Source organism: Bacillus sp. CCB-MMP212, from assembly GCF_022748145.1.
Lineage (GTDB): Bacteria > Bacillota > Bacilli > Bacillales > Bacillaceae_G > Bacillus_A > Bacillus_A cereus.
Window position 1 is genome coordinate 165,846 of sequence record NZ_JALDQE010000008.1, and the last position, 19,562, is coordinate 185,407.

A 19,562-nucleotide genomic window follows, 5' to 3' on the forward strand; every position below is an offset into this window, starting at 1 on the left:
ATTCGAACAAAAGGTGAACCAAAATGCTTTATAAATATATTAAAAATAACAGAACAAAATCCATAGATATGGAAATTAGAGTTGCTATTGAAATATCATCAGATGGAATGATGAGATAAAAATCTACAGAATTAAGTGAGGATGTTACGATACGTATCTATGTGGCTACTGATATATATTAATATTGGACAGAGTTATAATATTTTAGAAGTTAAACGAGGTGGTTGTTCATTCTCAATATTGATTTTCTTGTCATTAATTAGTTGCAATACATGTGCAATCAATTGTTTATAAATCTTGTGAATTTTAGTGAGCCTTGTTTAAGAAATTCCCTGGATAGTATTGAAAGCATGATTGTTAAAATGCTAAAGATAAAAGATAGTTATAACAATGTTGGGCATAGGGTAAATTTGCTAGCGAATATATTTACAATTTAAACTAGATTTATTAATGAATTATGCTTTATTGAAAAGGCATTAAGGGAGGAAATTTAATGTATAAAACGAAGAATGTGGATGTAATTAAGAATTTAAAAAAATCCAGAAATTTAAAGAGAGATATAGAGTTTTATAAATGCAATGCCCCTTTTTCAGAAATAGGTAATATATTTGAGGAAATTTATCGTATTAGTTATTATAGATTAACTTTAATTGGTAAAGCTTTTCCAAAAAGGATTGATCAATATAAAAAGAAATCTACTATATATCCTTCAGATGACGTGCAAAGAGAGTTGATATGGACTTCAAAAATTATTTCCAAATATGTTGATGAAATAAATTGTTTTCTAAAGAAAAAAGAGGATTACATTAAATCTTTATTTTTATCAGATTTTCAAAGAGCTAAGGAAATTTTAGATTCTATAGAAGAAGAGTTTGGTTTATCTTGTTGGCTACTTGAAAATAGAATTGCACTATTACAATCGATGGAAGGACTAGAGAAACAAAAAGAATATACCCAGAACATTATAGAAAATGATAAGGCGAATGTAATCTTAAGATTTTTATTACGATTCTATAGCATTAAAGCTGAAAGTAATGTTTCTCCAGAGAAATATAATCAAGAAATTTATAAAGCATATGAAGAATTTGACGATAATGCATATGATGATCCATTTTACTCTTATCTCAAGTTTAAAATAAATATTGCTAACATAGACGATTTTGATTATCGCTGTATTATTTTAATTGAAAATGAACTTTCAATTATAGATAGATACATGACTTTCGTAGAAATAATTTTAAACCTAGCTGTTTCTAACAGTATTGATTTATATAGTGAAACAATTCAAGAAATAACAAAAAATATATCTCACATTAATGATAGTTCTTTTCATAATTTTTGGGGTTTATTATATGAATCTAAAACAATTTATATTGAGAATAAAAATTCCTTAATTATAGAAATAATGGATTCTTATACAAAAGGATTGTATGCAGAAGTTATAGAAAAGTCAGAGGGATTACTTAGCGGAAATCCTGATATCGTAGAAATTTATGAAGTTTATGTGAAGTCTTTGTTATATTTAAATAGTTCTGAAATGTATTTTAAGAATAATTTATTAGGAGATATTATTAGTAATTTAAAGGACATTTATACTAATAATAATTTAGCAGAAGAAAGTTTAGTGGATTTAATCAAAATTTGCTATATATACTCTAAGGATACATGGTCAAGAAAATTAAGAAGTCTTGCATTGAATTCTTATTATGGAACAAGAAAGGCCTCCAAAAATATGTTTGCAGCTGTTGGAAGTATTACTTCATTTTTATCAAAACCTCAGGTTCTCAATAATTTATATGAAGATAAAAATATATTAGAAAAGCTAATAGACAAGCTGTTACTACTAAATCCTTCTAGTGAAACATTAATTCTTCAAAAGGCTTTTTTAAATTCTAATATGGATACAATAGAAAAGTTACCTATTCCTAATGGTAGAAAGAGAAAATTTTTAGCTGAAATACATAATAAAAATAAAGAATATGAATTAGCAATTCAAATGTTTGAGAAATTATTAAATGTTGATACAACAATTAATAAATTAGAAATTGTAACAGGTATAATTAACTCATACATTGAATTAGATAAATTAGAAAAGGCAGTAGAAATAGCTGTTGATTATTATTTTGAAAATAAGAATATACTTAACAAAATCGAAGTAAGTGAATTGTTGAATAGAATTGAACAGACAAATGTATCCCGTGATAATATTTGTCTGCCTATTTTATACGATTTATATGCGAAACATTTAAATAGTGATAAAGATGGAATAAGAAATGATTTGTATGAAGATTTTTTAGAATCATGTGGAATAAGTAGAGCCTCAGAATTAGACTTTATAAAAGATTTTACCGTAGATAAGAAATGGATTTATTTTTTACGATATATTTGTATTCCGAACATAATGGCTAATTCTATTGAATTTGACACACTAGTTGAAGTAGAATCAGAGCGATTAATTATCTGCCAAATGTTACGTGATTTAGATCAAGAAAATGAAGAGATATACTCAAATGAAATAAAAACGATTACTCAAAAACAAATGGTCCGTAAAGGAATAAGAGAGATTGAAAATAGTAAAATATATGTTGATGTAGATGGAATTAAATCAACTTTAGAAAAAAATCTTAAAGAGAACTTTAATCGATATAAAAGTTTTGGATTTGATAATATAAATCATTCTAAACCTAAATATATTTTATTAGATAAAGAGCTTACTATAATGGTTCCAAGTAACGAAAAGTTAAATTTATTTTCTAGTATGGTCATTGAATTAAGGGATAGCTTTGTGTCAAGTAAAGAGTATGGATTAGATGGTTATCTCAGTGTAGGAATTAGACATGGGACATTATCGGGTCAATTAAGAGGGCAGATTGAGAATGAAAAATTAATTACCCAGTTAGATTCAAATACGCAAAATTACCATGCAAATAATTATTGGCTGGAGAGAGTAGGTACAATAGATTTTATAATTAAAGAATTCCTTCTCGAAAAGCTTAATGAGTTTTCTCAGAATATTGATGAGTTGATTAATAAATTAAAAAATGAATTGATTCAAATTAATATTGATAATAGTAAGAATGAAAATGGCTTGTTTGATTATATAATTACAACAGATGACTTGGAGTATTTGTATAATATAATTGATGAAGACACTTCATACTCGGAGTTTGTAGATATAATTATTGATTATCTTTGGCAAAGAACAGAGGAAAATTTAAAATCAATTAGGCATTATTTAGAGGGGAATTTTAAAATTGATTTGAATGTTTGTTTTGAAAAATTACAGTATGATATAGACTCAATCAAAGATAAAGCTAATATAGTTGATCTTAATAATAGCATTGTAACAGCAAAAACTTCCATGCAATATGAGGTAGATAAAATTTCTAGCTGGTTTAGTAGAGGGAAAGTTTCTGAGAGAAGTGACTATAGTATTAGTTTACCGATAGAAATAGGTCTTGAGATGGCTAAAAATATCTATAAGAATGAAAAAAACTATGAAATTATTTCTAAAAGTATAGATGATATTATTTTAGATGGGAAAAGTTTTAAAAGTTTAGTAGATGTTTCATTTATTATTTTTGAAAATATTTTTAAGCATAGCGGATTAGGTGACTCACAAAAAATCGAAATAAATTGTACGAAAAAAGATAGTAAAATTCTTTTCAAGTGTATTAATAAAGTGAGAAAAATTGAAAATATCGATGAGTTAAATAAAAATTTAAAACAAAAACAACAAAATCTAAAAAGTGAAAATGGCCTGGAAATGGTAAATAAAGAAGGGGGATCAGGATTTTACAAGATAATTAAAATAATTTCAGTAGACCTTCGATGCGCCATTAATATGGACTTTAGATTTTTGGATGAAAATCGGTTTGTAATTATGATTGAAATAGATGCGCAGGAGTTGATTGTGTGAAGGTTTTAATTATTGAAGATGATCAAAATAAAAAAAAGCAAATTTTAAGCTTTCTGGAAGAAGCTTTTAAAAATGTTTTTATTGTTGATAAGCATTCTTATAAAAGTGGATTGAAAGAGGTAGTTAGTAAACAATATGATTTGATTCTCTTGGATATGAGTATGCCAACTTTTGATATTACAGTTTCTGAAACTGGAGGAAAACCTATGCCTTTTGCAGGTAAAGAAATACTTCGGCAAATGAAGCGTAGATCTATTCGTATTCCGACAATAGTTGTTACCCAATTTGAGAAGTTTGGTGATTATGAGAAATCTTTAAATCTGGATGAATTAAATGAAGAACTTGAAAAAGAGTATAGAGAAATATATGTAGGAACGGTCTACTATAATCCGGCTAGTTCAAGTTGGAGAGAAGATCTAAAAGAAAATTTAAAATTAATTAAGGGTGTAGAAATTGATAAAAATATTAATAGCTGATGATAGTCCTTTAAAGCTCCAAAATATACAAAATTGTGTTTTAGATAAAGTACAAATAACATCAAATAGTGTAACTGTGGTTTCCGATATGATAAGTGCTAAGAGGGAATTGAAAGATAATCACTTTGATTTATTTATTATTGATATTCAATTACCACAACGTATTTTGGAGCCTCCAAAGCCAGAGGGTGGATTAGAATTATTACAAGAATTAAAGAGAAGCTCTCGTTATATTACTCCAACAAATATTATTGGTTTATCAGAATTTGATACTAGTTTAGTAGAAAAAGAATTCTCTTCAAATTTGCATGCTTTAGTAAAATATGATAGATCAAATGATGAATGGATAGGAAAACTTCAAAATCATATAAAACACATTATAACCGCAAAAACAACTTTTGAGGAACAACAAGAGGACTATGATTACGACTTGGCAATTATTTGTGCACTTGAAAGTATTGAGCTTGAAGCTATATTAAATCTTAATGCAAATTGGGAAGAAAAGAGATTTCAAGCAGATAATACAACATACTATGTAGGGAACTTCCAGGATAGCAAACAAAGTATACGTGTAATTGCAGCAGCAGCTCCTCAAATGGGAATGACTGCAGCAGCAGTTTTAACTATGAAAATTATCGAACATTTTAGACCGAAATATTTAGCCATGAGTGGTATTACGGCTGGGGTTTATGGAGAAGTAGAAATGGGGGATATAGTTATTGCAGATCCCTCTTGGGATTATGGAAGTGGAAAATATAAAGATGTTCAAGGAGAGATTCATTTTTCACCCGATCCTCAACCGTTGAGATTAGATATTGATTTAAGGGCAGCTGTATCAAGGTTAAGTTCAAATGATAAAATATTGCAGGGGATTAAATCAGCATGGCCAGCTCCTAAGCCTCCTACAAGTTTAAGCGCACATTTAGGTGCCGCTGTTCTTGCCCATCCACAAATCATCGAAGATATTATGAAACATAACAGAAAGCTTAAGGGAGTTGAAATGGAGTCTTATGGTGTTTTATATGCAGCAAGCAATGCTACTAAGCCTAGACCAAAAGCTTTTGTAGCAAAATCGGTATGTGATTTTGCTAATTCAGAAAAAAATGATATGTATCAAAGTTATGCGGCATTTACTAGTGCTAATTTTATATATAATTTAGCACTGAATTACTTAGATTTTGATTAAAAATATCAATATAAAAATATGAATTTGCACTATATAGATAGAGAGGATAAAGGATTTGTTTAATATGATTGCTTCGGCAATAGATTCATTAGAAGCAACGAAATATATTACCCTAATTGCTCTTATAATCATTGTTTTTATCAGTTTTATTACTTTATGTAAATCCAGAAAAATTAACAGAAAAACTATGTATATAAATTCGATTACAAAGTAAAGGGTAGAATCTATGAGTGAGCTGAAGGAACAGGTTTCTCGTTACTTATCTTTAGTGCCTAATTATGTTTTTGAAGTAGTAGTACAGATATAGGAAAAAAGACTTTTTTCAAGAAATTAATTATAGAGTGAATAGAAGTATGCTTTAATTAAATCAGAGTAATGAATTTGAGGGAATAATCTTTGAAGATGTAAATAAAGTTAATTAATTTTAAAGATTTAATACTGAATTATGAAAATGAAGAGCAACAATTATTGGGATTTTTAAACTTAGCACAAATTTATTATTTTGATGTATCTAGTTACTCTAATAAAAGTGATATGGATACTACATAATTAACTTGGATGTACAAGATAGTGTACATCTAATAGAAGAGACTAGTTTGCACATAAACTAGTCTCTTCTATTTCCCTTAGCTGTTTCTGGATATAAAATTTAGAGGGATGCTAACTAAAATTAATTAAATTTCCTTTTTAATTTTTTCCCACTCTACTTTAATGTGATTTTTTAAATCGGCTTCTAATAGGTCTAATTCCATACTAATTAACCTTTTTAAATACTCTTTTGAATTCTTTATACCTAATCTTGTATCTTCAGTATAAGGTATTGGTAATCTATTCATATCAATTCCCTTATTTGTTAATTCAATGAGTATAGTTTTAACTATATTATCTTGATTTATACTGTGCATGTAATTTATTAATATATATAGTTTATCCATTCTTTGAATGATAATTTTTTCACGCTCTTTTAAATGGTTTAATTGGTATTCAATATGTAATTTTAAATTATACAGTTTTGAAATTGAAATATTGCTTTCTTCATTGAAGATAAATGATTTTAAGATAGAAATATAATTTGCAGTATTTTGCTTAAGGTGTGTCATTGAATTTATACGTTCATTAGTTATAGAATTTATATAAGATGATCGCTTATTCAATTTTAATGAAATTAGTAGTGTGAAAAAACTTGTTGTTGCAGTAATTATTATACCTATAAAGGTAACCTTGTCTTTATTAGGTAACTCTAAAAAAAAGTCTAGCATTGAAGGCCTCCTACCTTATTTGTTACTATAAATTATACTATATGTAAGAAAAAATTTGTTTAAAGAAATATTGATACAGTTATTTTATGAAAAAATGAAAAGGTAAACGTCTATAAGAATCCTGAATAAATATTAAAATATAAAAGTTATTCGTATATTTTTTTTCTAATTTAGTTAATTATTTATAGGCCTGTTGTAAGGTATGCAAAAATATTAGCAGTTTAATAGATTAGAAGGAATATTTAGGCTGTGGTTAGTATATGCTGTAATTCATTGAACGTCAAGAAAACGGAGTCTAGTTGAGGACTTCGTTTTTATTTAAATAAATGCTGACTCGTTGCGAAACCTTTTATTGATAGAAGTATGGCAAAGAATTATGTTGAAAATAGGAACTCCAAGTTTTTTGTACACTTACCAAGTGACTTCCTACTTTATTTTATCATTAATCCATTAAGCGATAGATAAGCCATAAAGTACTCAGGTACTCAGAATCTCTCAAGTTGACTTTTTTATTGGGCTCACACAAATTATTTATATTTAGTTATGATAATGGTTAAATTTGTGGTCAGATCTAAGCCTGACGTTGAGTCAATACTAGTGTCTTGGTTTAGTACAGTAACCACTTTTAATACACACTTACAAACTCGATTCTATAAAAGTTCGACACGACTCAAATAATTAACATAGTTGGATCCATTTAATAAGTTATTGTGTAAGTAATACACTGATATAGTTTGATGCCAACAGCATATATAATAAACCCATTCTTCATCAAACTGAATAGGATTTTTTTACTATGTTCTCAATAAATCTATTTATATATATAAATGGTGGTATAAATTCAAGTAATTTTCCAATAATATAGACAAATTCCGCTTAAAGGATATAAAATATATTTTAGAAAAGTAGTTAATTAGATAGATGAAATTAGGTGGTGACATCATGGCAAATCCACATTCAGCTGATGATTCTTATTTAGGTTATTACTTTCAAGGTATGTATGCCTTGATAAAATTATTGGAAGCTGATGATTACGATAAGGTTAGTATTGAAACAGAAGACGATGTTTATTTAGCAGGTAAAGAAAAAACACTTTATCAACTTAAGCATAGCATAAAAGCCGTAGGGAAATTGAATGAGAAGAATGATGGTTTGTGGAAAACTTTGAGAATTTGGGCAGATATTATTAAAAATAATGGTATCGATGAAAAAACATATTTTATCTTCGTAACACCATTAAGGTTAGAGGAATCTTGTTCTCTGAATGCATTGTCTACGTCTAATTCAGATAGAGAAAAGGTAATAAATGCTTTGTTACAAGAGGCTCAAAGAGTGTCTAAAGCTAGGGAAGCAACTAAAAAAGGGGAAGAAGTACCTTATAAAACAAGATGGAAAGGTTGTGAAGCCTTTATTGATTTAACCCAAGAACAACGTGAAGAATTAGTAAATAGAATTACAATTCATCCTAGTAATTTTAATATCAAAGATATAAACACAGAAGTTGAGAAAAGAATTAAAAATACCATTCCAATTAGTATAAGGAAAGCATTTGTTGAAAGGTTAATTGAATGGTGGGATAGAAGGGTAGTTTTAGGTATCTTAGAAGAAGCAGATAGGGAAATAGGAAAAATTGAATTAACTAAACAAATTCATCAAATATATAGTAGCTTTCAAGAGGAAAATTTGCCAGACGATTTTAGCTTTAGGGATGAAGAAGCGGATATTGATTCAGAGATTGGTGGAACTATGGAATTACAGATTGCTCTTGTTAATGGAGGGAGTTATAGAATAAGGAGAGCTGCAATTGCAAGATGGCAAGCTAGAAATCAAAGAGAAAAATGGATTGAGGATGATTTATTAAATAGTTATGCTTTAAAACAATTTGATAAAAAACTTGTAAAAGTATGGGGAGATAGTTTTTTTCCCATGAAATATGATCTTAAAGATAAATCCGATGATGATTTATGTAAGAACGGATGTGAATTATTAGATTGGTCTCATAATAAAGCACATTTAGAAATAGTACCTATTCTAACAAATTGGAAGGAGCCATTTTTAGTACAAGGATCATTCCAACAATTAGCAGATGAGTTGAAAGTCGGATGGCATCCTAAATTTGCAGAAAAAATAAAGCAACAAAATGAGGAGGATCAATAATGATTTCTGTCGATACATATGCATCCACTAATCCCGCTCTTTGTTCATTAATACTATGGTCATTTTTAAAGGGAGTTGAGGAAGTTACTAATAACGGATGCGAATTTCCTATTCTGTTCTTACCAATCCCATTTGCCTTATCAAAACAGATAAGGGAAACGTTTGATGGAACTGATAATTCTACGGGGTTATTAACCTGGTTATCTAGAGAACCTCAAATATTGATTAATTTAGCTAAGGGCATCGAGGCATCCAATGCAATTACAAAAGATGGATTGACATTTGGTTATGCGAATAAAATAATAAGAATTGATAAAAATGGTCAATTCTATTCAGATAATCAAGGGTTAGTTCAAAAAAGATTAAGGGAATTTCTAAATATAAAAGGTGGAGAAGATTTAAAAAGTGCATTTGTTATTGCCAAACGATTTGGGAATTGGTGTGGACAGCTTGAAAATACAAAAATAATTTTTAATGTAATGGGGTTATCACTGTGAAGAGATGGAATATACATAAAATTTTTCTATATAGTCATCACGAGGAAATGAACAAAATTGAATTTGACCTCGAGGATGTTAATATAATAACAGGGGATTCTCAGACAGGAAAATCAGCAATTCCAGAGATTCTTGATTATTTAATGGGCTCAAGTGAATGCCATATCCCAAGTTATGTAAGGTCTTGTCTTAGTTGGGTCGGGATACTTTGGGTTAAAGACAGCACTAAATTCGCTTTATTTAGAAAGATACCTAAATTAGGAAAAAAATCAAGTCAAACGGTTTATTTTGATATCGGAATGGATTTGAAAATACCATCAAAAGCAAGTGAGATAAAAAGAAAGACAAATTTAAAGAGCGCACTTAATCAATTTGAACGCTTATTGGGTATTGGGGATATAAAAACAACAGAGTCTTTTAACAATAACAATATCACTAAGAGAATAACTGTTAGAAATACAATGCCTTATCTTATACAAGATGACGACGTTGTAATAAGTAAAAATACTCTCCTTAGAGGAGCAAATGAGACTGACAAAATACAAAGTATTTTACAATCATTACCTTATTTCTTTGGTGTAATCGATGAACACACCTTAGAGAAAGAATTAGAATTTAATCAGGTTAAGAAACAAATTGAAAGAATGGAAAACAGAGTTGAAATAAATAAAAAATTATTAAATAATGGGAATCAAAAGGCATTAAGTTTAGTGCAGGAGGCTGCTCAACTTGGATTATGTGATATTTCTGATACAGTTTTCTATTCTGAATTAGAAATAAAATCTCTATTAAATGATGTATTACAATGGGATTTAACTCAGCAGTCAATTGAAAGAGAAGACAAATTACCTGATTTGCATAATTTGTTAGTTATAAAACAAACGAAAATTATTGATATTAAAAACAAAATTCGTGCAGCACGAAATAAATTAAATGTAGCTGATGATTTTAATAATACAGTATATAAGCAGAAAAGAAAGCTAGAAATAATAAATATATTTAAAAAACCCAATGATCCACATATTTGTCCACTTTGTTCCAATGAACTTAATAATGAGGTTAAGATTGTAAGTACTATTAATGAATTAGTAAACAAGGTAAAGGGTGATTTGGGGAGTGTTGAAAGAGATCGACCTAAGCTAGATGCATATATACAGAATTTGCAAAAAGAATTATATGAAACTGAATCTGAAGTGGAAAATTTAAAGATTAAGATTGAAACTCTTGTAAAAGAGAATGAACAGGTTGAGAATAAACTAAATATCCTAGAGCGTAGATATAGAACTTTAGGAAGAATAAGTCTTTATATGGAAACAATAGGTGATGAGAACAGTAATTCTACCAATAAAGATTACGAGAATTTAGAAAAACTACGTAACAAATTTGAATTATTACAAGATGAAGTTAATATTGAAGGGAAAATAGAAGCATTACATAATGTTGAAAGACGTCTTTCTTCTATTGCTACAAATATAATTTCAAAATTACCATTTGAAAATAGATATAAAGATTGTCCTGTTTTTATTAACTTAAGAAATCTAAATGTTGGTGTATCTTTACCAACACATAGTGAGAATATGAGGGATGTAGGTTCAGATGAGAATTACTTAAGTTTACATGTGGCTTTGTTATTAGCGATGCATCGGCATTTTGCACAGCTAAACAATCCAGTACCAGGGGTTTTATTGTTTGATCAACTAAGTAGACCTTATTTTCCACCAGATAAAGAACCTGATGAGGTAGAACTTGATAATGAAAGATCTTCTCTTTTGACTTTTTTTGAAACACTTTTTGATGAAGTTGACCGTGGAGAATCGTTGCAAATTATAGTTCTTGAGCATGCATATTTTAAAAACCATGAAAGGTATAAGTCTTCAGTTAAATATAGATGGAAAAAAGGCCAGAGCGGCTTAATTCCTAAAGGGTGGCCTGAAGTATAGATATCTAAATGTTGGGTATAAAAGTATAAACTATATAATTGGAGCATTTTTTTGACCACTTTACATATTTTAATCTCCATTTAATGTTACAATCTCGAACGTGATGGCGCAGCCTCAATAAAGGTATTACGATGAAGTATTGCCAATTAGAAAGTAATTTAATGGCTTACAATTTGCTCTCGTTCTTCCAAAGCATATAAAAGTAAATTTGAGCAGTATTAAGAATTAGATGAATTACTGTGAATATGAAGAAAGAGTAATTGATTACGAGCTAAATCAAATTTTTAAGGCAGCTAATAAGTTGCTATTAAAAAAACATTAAAAATCTAAAAACCCAAAAATTGTTAAAACAAGTGGATCATGTGTTAGATGGAGTAACGTTATAATTATTTTCAAAAAACAACTAATAATGGTTAAGTTAGGGCAAACGAATAAAAGATTTGAATTGCCTTTATTGTTAGCGAAGCAATTTTTAATGAATGTAACTATTAGCTTTAGTGCAAAGCATGAAAAGTCATTTTCGCTCTTTTTTAGGATGAACGATCTATTTGAAAAGTATATAATAACCTTCATAAAAATGACTGAGCATACTGTGTATTACGTATGAACAGCATAACAAGTATCGGTTATTAGTGAAGAAGAAAAATAAATAAGATGTTTTTTTAATTAAGGCCCGGTATCGTTGATAATGATGGAAGTATCTAAATCCTAATAGAAATGAAGTGGAAGTCATTAATGACTGGAAATCGTTCAGGGGTTAAACGGGAAAACCTATTCCAAATGTACGCATATTTAACAAAATATAATCATATACAAACAACTATTTTATTATATCCACAACAATTAACATTAAGTTATGGCACTTCAATTCCAGAAAAAGACTGTCTATTGATATTATCCCCTTTAGGAATTTTAAATGAGGAAAAAGAGAGCGTTGAATTTGTTCGGGTAATTGAGTATAGAAAAAATAAAATTGATTTCCAATTAAATGATGATAGGGAATTTGAAAAAAATTATTGAAAATTTAGAGACTACTAATTCAGTTATAAAATTAATTATCCAAACTGAAGCAAGCGAAACTATAAATATTCATGTGGAGGTAGGTAGATACAACTTATTTATAGTTAAGTTAAGGATACATAATGTAATAACAAACCTAAATATGAATTATAATCAATTTTGTGATACACTAAATGACAGTCTAGATCGATTGAATAAACTTTTAATTATTTCTTTTAAAAAACATTTAAAAAATGAATGGGAAAAGATAAAAAAAGAAGCTAAATAATTATTAAAGAGGAGACAATATATACTCACAATAAAGATGAATCGAATCCTTTCCTGTTAATTACAACGGGTAGGACTTCGGTTTATCTTTTTTTATCAATGTGATATTGTTTTAAATTTATAAATCCGTTAAATAGTCCTGTTATATGTCAGGAAAAGGTTTAGCACTTGTAAGATTAGGGAATGCAAAAGGCCATCTATTTAAATGACCGTATTATTGAATTGATTGTAATTTTAACATAGACTTTAATAATGAATAATTTGGAAAAAATTAATAATTATTACGAGGAGTGCGGGTGCGAAAATTCGGAATAGAATTAATGTTATTAAAAAAGCTGGTGAACTAGTTGGAGTTTCTTCACCAATGGCTATACCACAGCAAGTTAATGACTCTATTCATTATGTAATAATGGAAACAATTAATGAAATCAGCAATTTGTTGATTAAGCCAAAAGAGAAAAAAATATTAACAGAATTAACACTGGGTAACACTACAGAAGATTGGGCTGAACAACATAAAACTACTGTTAAAGCAATGCGTATAAGAATAAGTAAAGCGAAAAAAGTGTATAAAATTGCAGTAGGTGTAGCAATATGGCAGTCCGTTTATATAAATTCACTCCTTTGTTAATAAAACTGTTGATACCAAAAGGTTATAAGGAAAGATACATTTTATATTCCAAAAAACAAACAGTAGTACCAATCTATGTAGGCAGATCTAATACTGACCTACAACGTTGACTATTTAATCACCCATATTTAAATATTGCGTACTTCTTTGAATACTATATTTTTGATTCATCCGAAAAATCATTTCTATCAGAAGCTGCGCTGTACCATTGTTTTTAAGATGACTTAAAAAATGAGATACACCTTGCAGTACCTACTCATTCACTTTTAAAATGTCTGTTTTGTAATAAAAATTATGCAGAGACGACAAATAATCGTATAAATCTAATCGCATAGATGACTATATTCCCCAAGCTACAACAGTAGCTTGGGGAATATTAATTTTATTTCAGAGTAAGTATTGTTTAAATTAACATTATTAAATACTTTATGTTTAATTTAAAATCGGTATTAAACAAAAATTTTATTAACAACCATTCTATGTTCCATTTGTTCAATAAACCTTTCAAATTGCTCTTGGTAGTTAGAAGTTTCTTCAATTATTTCATTTGCAATTCTCGTAAGAGTACCCACGGAATATTCATTATAAATCTGGTAAGATACTGACGTTTCTGTCTCTCTTGTATCGACAAAACCAGATATGGTACCTACTGCACTACTTTCATAAAAACGTAATTGTTCATTTTGTTCAATAGTTTTATTGCTATAATGTGCACCGCCAATTACCTCATCGACACGTTCAAACACTCTAAAAGATAATGTTTCATTTTCTTCAGTAGGTATTTTCTTTATTTTAATAAAATAATTATTCATTGGAATATCCCCTTATATATTTATTTAAACATATTAATTATAATTCAAAGAACTCATGAAAGCTATTTAATAGTAATGAAGTTAAAGGAAATTTCATAAAAGATCCAAATTGTTTTCGGTGAGAAATTCATTGTCCTGTTACCATTCGCTCCTTTTGCAAAACAAACTCAAATACGAATGTGTTACTTTTCGGCCATATATGACACAGGAGTGTATGAAGTAGTTCATTGCAGTACTGTATCCTTGTTTATGTATTGTTGCATGTAATTTTACAGAACAAATGAACATATTATATATTAATTAATACGGTTCGGTGCTGTATTATCAGCTTCAGTAACAGCTCGTTAAATACTATCGATTATATTTTATGTGAATACTACTGCACAGCGGGATTCAGCCGAGCAATGGAGCGAAGCCTATTGCTGGTTTGTTACGTTAACATGTCTTAAACATTATATACGGGTACTATGCGGACATGACAGTAGTAAGTCTATTACATTGTTGTAGGTTATGTTAATCAATGAGCCGAAAGCGTCTTTAGGGTCACATAACCGATGCAATCGAATTAAGACACCCACAAAAAGGCTAGTCATTGGATGAAGAATTTACAGAAGAAATTGACGTAGTAAAAAAACGTTAGAATGATGAAATACTTGGTGTAGACCGTCCGAAAGTGTCACTTTCGGAAATGCCGAGGGGTACTGTTCAACTGTTAATTTATATTTAGAAAATGGTACGTATCAAGTGTTTGATCAATTGTTTCGGATTTATTGTAAAGTGAAAATGCTTAACAGTGTGACATTGGATGTGACTTAAAAAAAGCCCTACCGTAATCGGTAGGGGCGAAGTGTTAATTACTAGATTTAACTTGGCAACATGTTCAGACAAGTATATTTGAAAAGAACAGGATCATTCACTCTGATGACTGGAAGTACTAGTCATTTGGAAATTTGTGAAACTCATAATGCCATTGGAAAAATTTTGAGTTATTAGCGTTCCACGACAGGAAAGCTCTTCCTTTTAAATGCGCTAATCGTCTTGAAAGATCCTTCGTTATAGTGTGCGAACTATTTTTATCCGCAGTGACGATACAGCCGTCGTATCCTACACCTATATACCCTAACTCGAAAAGTTTATCGCAACCGTTTAAAGTACACATTAAGGTAACATTATTAGCATTTTTCTTCTCCTCTAACGTACAAGCTGCCCTTTTTTTTATGTGACTGCAGACAAGTAAATCCGCACCCATAGTTTCTCCGCAGCACGCACAAACACCTGTCGGACTATTATTAAGTAGGTATTTTCGAAGATAAGATTGTTCTAAGCGTCCTGTTTGATTTCGATTTACATCTAAATCCCCGTTGAATTTTGCTATCTCATTTTCAAAGGCGATTTTGCTGATAGACGGTTGGAAAGAATGGCTTTGTAAATCATAATAATTCAAGACTTTTGCGCTTTTTTTGTTATCTAACAAGGCGAAAAGTTGGACGAAATCTTTGTTATAGCCTATGATGCCTGTTAATTCTTTTATATTTATTTCTTGTGGAGTTAAATCTTGAATTAAGTATATCAACTCAAATTGTTTTTCAACCATTCTTGTTTTCCATAGTTTTTCTGCTAATGCTTTACTCTCAATTTTATGTGTGATAACCCCTGAAAAATATGCCATCCCATCACCACAAAATAACACAGTTGAGCCAGTTGTGATACGAAGGAATTTACTTCTATTATAAAGTGTTGTCCCCCAACAATGAAAACCAGATGAACCATACGTGTTGGAAATGTCATTGAAGGTCTTTTGATCTATATAAGGTTCTAGAGTTTCAAGAGAGACTTTGCGATAGATAGTTTGCTGTAAGTTTGCTGATACGATGGTGTCAGCTCTTCGTGCAGGCTGCAAAGTAACTGTTGGAAGACAAGTTTCGATGTTGGAATTTGCTTCTTTAATAATTTCTCTTTCTGTTGAGTTAAGCGTCACTTCGTCAAAATCTTCTCCAAAATCTATAGGGGAGAGTTGTTTTCCGATGAATTGTACTCGTACTCCTAACATATTGGCAATAGTAGGTTGGTGGTCTTCGGGAATAGGTTTTCCTTTTATCCACTCGCTTACGGTTTGCTCGGAAACTCTTACTGCATTTGCGACTTCTTTTCCTTTGATATTTTTGGTTGCAATGAGAAAATTGAAAACAGACATGTTAATCACTCCCTTTTTAAAAAAAACTAATAGGTTGATTTTTTTCTTATATATAATATACTAAATACCTTACTAAGGAATCAAATATTAAGGGGAGTTTTTTATAACAACGTTTTTAATAAATTGATTTTATTTTATGCTGATAGGTTGATTTTAATATGACTTTTTAGTGAAATGAATTTATTTAATAAAGGATTGAGTTTTATATTTGTTTGCTAGAATACATTTCGGGATACTGATGAGGTCGTCGAGATGTAAAAAAACTACCTTAATAGGCAAGGATAATCAATTAATTTATACTTCCCTAGCTTCATAGGAGATTTTAACCACTTAGGCAATCAACGTAATCCCTCGCGCTCTAATAGCCTGTATAATGTTCCTGTACCGATTGAAAGCATTTTGCAGATTGTCTCGTACTGGGATTTTCCTTCCTTGTACCAGTCGATTACCTGTGCGGCCTTCTGAGTCTTTTTGCCTCCTTCGATTAGTTCGACCTTACGCCCTTTGAACTTACCTTTTGCTTTGGCGATTTGTATACCTTCTTTTTGTCGCTGTTTAATCATGGAACGTTCGAATTGTACAAGTCCTGAGAATTCAGTCAGTAGAAATTCGTTCATCGGATTTCATTTGTTGTTTCAATGGCCGATAATTCAATCACATTGTTTTCACATTCAGTTAAAAGACCAGTAAGGTAATCCGTTGGAGCATCCACCAACTGATTTACCACGTTTTCAGTGCTTAGTCCATCAAACGGACGGGAAATAATCAAATTATTTGTTTTTTATTGTAAAACTTTCCATTTTGATATCCAGCGCCAACTTTAACAAATTCTTATCCAGCAATGTTTAATTTCTTTTCATAAAATAATTCCTCCAATTTGTGTTTTACTTAGTTTTGATTACAAATGTATTGTATTGACTTAAAAAGATTTGCAAGGTTAAAATGAAATTTTTTATATTTTTTTCTCAGAGTCGACTTTCTTATATATAAGAAAAATGACGAACGTACATTCCGTTACATGTGTTATAATGGAATAAATGGTATATCCAAACAGATGGGGTGTTATTTGACTGAAAATCAAGATGTTTTTATAGTATTGCAATGTGTAAAGAGTCAATTTGCAGAAGGTATGTTGGATGGAGACTTTTATTTTGCAAAGAATAGGTATTTCATAGATTTAGAAGAAAAGCAAATTGATAAAGGCATTGGTGATAAGAGAGAGGAAGTATGGAGTCGAATAATGAATCCACAAGAAGACCAGGTGTTTATTATTACTGACGATGGAAGAGAATTGTCTCTTAACTTTAAAAAAGGCATTGTTCATTAAGCACATACATAGTAATTTGAAAAATTGTCCAATATGTTGTTTTGTCATAATTTCTTTTAGAGATGATTTTGTTGTAGATTAAAAGCAAAATATACTAACCCTGAAATCAGAAATAGAGAGAAAATTATCCAGAAAATTTGCTGGCAGGGACTTAATTGTTTTTAAAGATATAGATGAAATTATTGAAAGATTAGATGCAGCCTGTGAAAGAGAAAATTTAAGCAGAATGCGTGGGAGAAGTACATATAATGACGATGAAATTGAATGTTATCCTTTACCGCTAGAAGAAGCAGAATCAAAGCCTACAAGTAAACGTTAATTCTTTGAATTTCAAAAAGAATTTCGTGTTATTTTCAAAGAACCCCAAGATAAAGACATACTATTAAATATCGGAAATATTAGAGATATAGCTTATAATCTTGGGGAAATAAAAGCAGGGAAGTTTCAAATTAGTTTACACTATAGCTTAGAAACAGCAGTATAATTTTAAAAAATAAAATCATCTTTTAATTTGGAAGAAATGAAAAATATAATTAATTCTATATTTTTCAGAGGAGGTAGAAATGGATAAGCTAAAACCGATACTTGACCAGTTATTTGCACACGAAATTCCAAAAGAAGTATTAAAAGAATCACATTATGAAGTGTTTGAACAAATAGCGACGTCTAAAGATTCAGAGGTTTCTTTGCCTGCTAAAGTACAATTGCGTAACTTGTTTGGAAAAGATGGAAACCTATTTTCTAACACAATTGGAACCCATCCAGATTTCAAAGATTTATCAAAAGGAGAATCTAGAAACCAATATATATGTTCATTATTTTTAGATATTTCTGGCTCAACAAAATTAGGGCTGAAATTCCCATTACGTACTGTACGTTTTTATAAAAATGCTATTTTGAAAACTGCAATTGAGATTTTCAAAGTATTTGATGGGCATATTCATCGATTGCAAGGGGACGCAGTGTTTGCTTTTTTTGGTCATAAGGATATGAAGAAATCAGATGCAATTATTAATGCGTTGAATGCAGCTTCACTAATGCAAGCCTATAATAAGTATACTCTTTCAGAATTTTTTAAAGCTAATGGACTTGAACCTTTAAGGATTAGAATAGGGATTGATATAGGGGATGAGCATCAAGTTTTATGGTCTTTTTATGGGCTAGATTCAGTCTCGGAAGTAACTTCCACTAGTATTCATACAGATTTAGCTGCAAAGCTTCAAGCAAAATCCCCAAGAAATAACATTATGATTGGGGAGAATATATACTCCTATATAGATTTACCAGATGAGTTTATTAAAACTAAAACTTTTATTAAGGATAAAAAAATAAATGAAGAAAAATATGTATTATACGACTCCCAATTACAAGCTTATTATCAGATGAGAATATTCGATTGGGAAAAGTATCTAAATTCTTTTGCATTCTTGCAAAAAGAAAAAAACACTAGGTTTAGTTCGCCGTACGATTTTGAAATTATTTGTGAAGTCTCAGAAGATCTAGAGAATATTGTTCCATATAAAAGTAATAGTAGGTCTATTCAAAAAGGGACAAACATTACATTTAAGCTTATTCTTAAAAAATCCTTAACATTAGTAAAGCCTAGTCGTGTTGAATGGACAGTAATAAATAGGGGAAATGAGGCAAGTGAAGGAGAGCGTGCTTTAACATTTGCTATGGATAAATATAAAAATAAATATGTTTGTAAGCAAAGCACGAAATATAATGGACATCACTATATGGGATGTAAATTCTATGATTCTCAAGGAAAGTTAATTGGACAGGATAGATTTGGTATATATGTAAACGATGAAAAGAGTGTAATGAAAGAACTAGGGGTTAATGGAGAAGTGGGTTTAGTTAGAAAATAAAGAAAG

The 19,562-nt window shown here is 29.7% G+C and carries 16 protein-coding genes; 12 read left to right on the forward strand and 4 right to left on the reverse strand.

The window, feature by feature from the left end; translation table 11 throughout:
* The first annotated feature begins 493 nt into the window (after nucleotides 1-493).
* Genes MRP26_RS21785 through MRP26_RS21795 form a run of 3 tightly spaced genes read left to right on the forward strand, consistent with a single transcriptional unit; the run spans nucleotide 494 to nucleotide 5,581 of the window.
* Nucleotides 494-3,919, forward strand: coding sequence for a tetratricopeptide repeat protein (locus MRP26_RS21785; protein WP_242806926.1), 3,426 nt, complete (start codon nucleotides 494-496; stop codon nucleotides 3,917-3,919).
* Nucleotides 3,916-4,395, forward strand: a complete 480-nt coding sequence (locus MRP26_RS21790; RefSeq protein ID WP_168409581.1) for a response regulator — start codon at nucleotides 3,916-3,918, stop codon at nucleotides 4,393-4,395. Before MRP26_RS21785 ends, MRP26_RS21790 begins: the two co-directional genes overlap by 4 nt.
* Nucleotides 4,373-5,581: a phosphorylase family protein gene (locus MRP26_RS21795; protein ID WP_242806928.1), complete on the forward strand. Its 1,209-nt coding sequence runs from the start codon at nucleotides 4,373-4,375 to the stop codon at nucleotides 5,579-5,581. Before MRP26_RS21790 ends, MRP26_RS21795 begins: the two co-directional genes overlap by 23 nt.
* Before the next feature lie 674 nt (nucleotides 5,582-6,255).
* Here MRP26_RS21795 and MRP26_RS21800 read toward each other — a convergent pair.
* Nucleotides 6,256-6,840: a hypothetical protein gene (locus MRP26_RS21800; RefSeq protein WP_242806930.1), complete on the reverse strand. Its 585-nt coding sequence runs from the start codon at nucleotides 6,838-6,840 to the stop codon at nucleotides 6,256-6,258.
* Nucleotides 6,841-7,782: 942 nt separating this feature from the next.
* Between MRP26_RS21800 and MRP26_RS21805 the strand changes: the two genes are divergently transcribed.
* From MRP26_RS21805 to MRP26_RS21830, 7 genes are all read left to right on the forward strand, one after another.
* Nucleotides 7,783-8,997, forward strand: a complete 1,215-nt coding sequence (locus MRP26_RS21805; RefSeq protein ID WP_242806932.1) for an ABC-three component system protein — start codon at nucleotides 7,783-7,785, stop codon at nucleotides 8,995-8,997.
* Nucleotides 8,997-9,494: a three component ABC system middle component gene (locus tag MRP26_RS21810; protein WP_242806933.1), complete on the forward strand. Its 498-nt coding sequence runs from the start codon at nucleotides 8,997-8,999 to the stop codon at nucleotides 9,492-9,494. Before MRP26_RS21805 ends, MRP26_RS21810 begins: the two co-directional genes overlap by 1 nt.
* A complete protein-coding gene (locus MRP26_RS30975) occupies nucleotides 9,491-11,434 on the forward strand; it encodes a DUF3732 domain-containing protein (protein ID WP_242806935.1) in 1,944 nt (647 codons plus the stop codon). The genes MRP26_RS21810 and MRP26_RS30975 overlap by 4 nt, the downstream gene beginning before the upstream one ends.
* A 409-nt stretch (nucleotides 11,435-11,843) precedes the next feature.
* On the forward strand, nucleotides 11,844-12,041 hold the full coding sequence (locus MRP26_RS30820; protein WP_276576174.1) for a 5-methylcytosine restriction system specificity protein McrC: 198 nt from the start codon (nucleotides 11,844-11,846) through the stop codon (nucleotides 12,039-12,041).
* A 128-nt stretch (nucleotides 12,042-12,169) separates the two neighbouring features.
* Nucleotides 12,170-12,454, forward strand: coding sequence for a 5-methylcytosine restriction system specificity protein McrC (locus tag MRP26_RS30825; protein WP_276576175.1), 285 nt, complete (start codon nucleotides 12,170-12,172; stop codon nucleotides 12,452-12,454).
* Entirely contained in the window at nucleotides 12,438-12,722 is a 285-nt protein-coding gene (locus MRP26_RS21825) for a hypothetical protein (protein WP_242806937.1), read from the forward strand. The genes MRP26_RS30825 and MRP26_RS21825 overlap by 17 nt, the downstream gene beginning before the upstream one ends.
* 363 nt (nucleotides 12,723-13,085) lie before the next feature.
* Entirely contained in the window at nucleotides 13,086-13,352 is a 267-nt protein-coding gene (locus MRP26_RS21830) for a hypothetical protein (RefSeq protein WP_242806939.1), read from the forward strand.
* 449 nt (nucleotides 13,353-13,801) lie between these two features.
* Here MRP26_RS21830 and MRP26_RS21835 read toward each other — a convergent pair whose 3' ends face one another.
* The 3 genes from MRP26_RS21835 to MRP26_RS30980 form a co-directional block, all read right to left on the reverse strand.
* The gene (locus MRP26_RS21835; protein WP_168409594.1) at nucleotides 13,802-14,164 is read right to left on the reverse strand and encodes a hypothetical protein; all 363 of its coding nucleotides are present in this window, start codon (nucleotides 14,162-14,164) and stop codon (nucleotides 13,802-13,804) included.
* A gap of 934 nt (nucleotides 14,165-15,098) precedes the next feature.
* The gene (locus MRP26_RS21840; RefSeq protein WP_242806941.1) at nucleotides 15,099-16,358 is read right to left on the reverse strand and encodes a hypothetical protein; all 1,260 of its coding nucleotides are present in this window, start codon (nucleotides 16,356-16,358) and stop codon (nucleotides 15,099-15,101) included.
* A gap of 338 nt (nucleotides 16,359-16,696) precedes the next feature.
* Nucleotides 16,697-16,975 (reverse strand): serine integrase family protein, encoded by a 279-nt coding sequence (locus MRP26_RS30980; RefSeq protein WP_346770928.1) that lies wholly within the window; start codon nucleotides 16,973-16,975, stop codon nucleotides 16,697-16,699.
* Between the two features lie 449 nt (nucleotides 16,976-17,424).
* On the opposite strand from MRP26_RS30980, the gene MRP26_RS21845 reads away from it, so the two are divergent.
* Nucleotides 17,425-17,685: a hypothetical protein gene (locus MRP26_RS21845; protein ID WP_242806943.1), complete on the forward strand. Its 261-nt coding sequence runs from the start codon at nucleotides 17,425-17,427 to the stop codon at nucleotides 17,683-17,685.
* Nucleotides 17,686-18,248: 563 nt separating this feature from the next.
* Complete coding sequence (locus MRP26_RS21850) at nucleotides 18,249-19,556, forward strand: adenylate/guanylate cyclase domain-containing protein (RefSeq protein WP_242806945.1); 1,308 nt, start codon at nucleotides 18,249-18,251, stop codon at nucleotides 19,554-19,556.
* The last annotated feature ends 6 nt before the right edge of the window (nucleotides 19,557-19,562 follow it).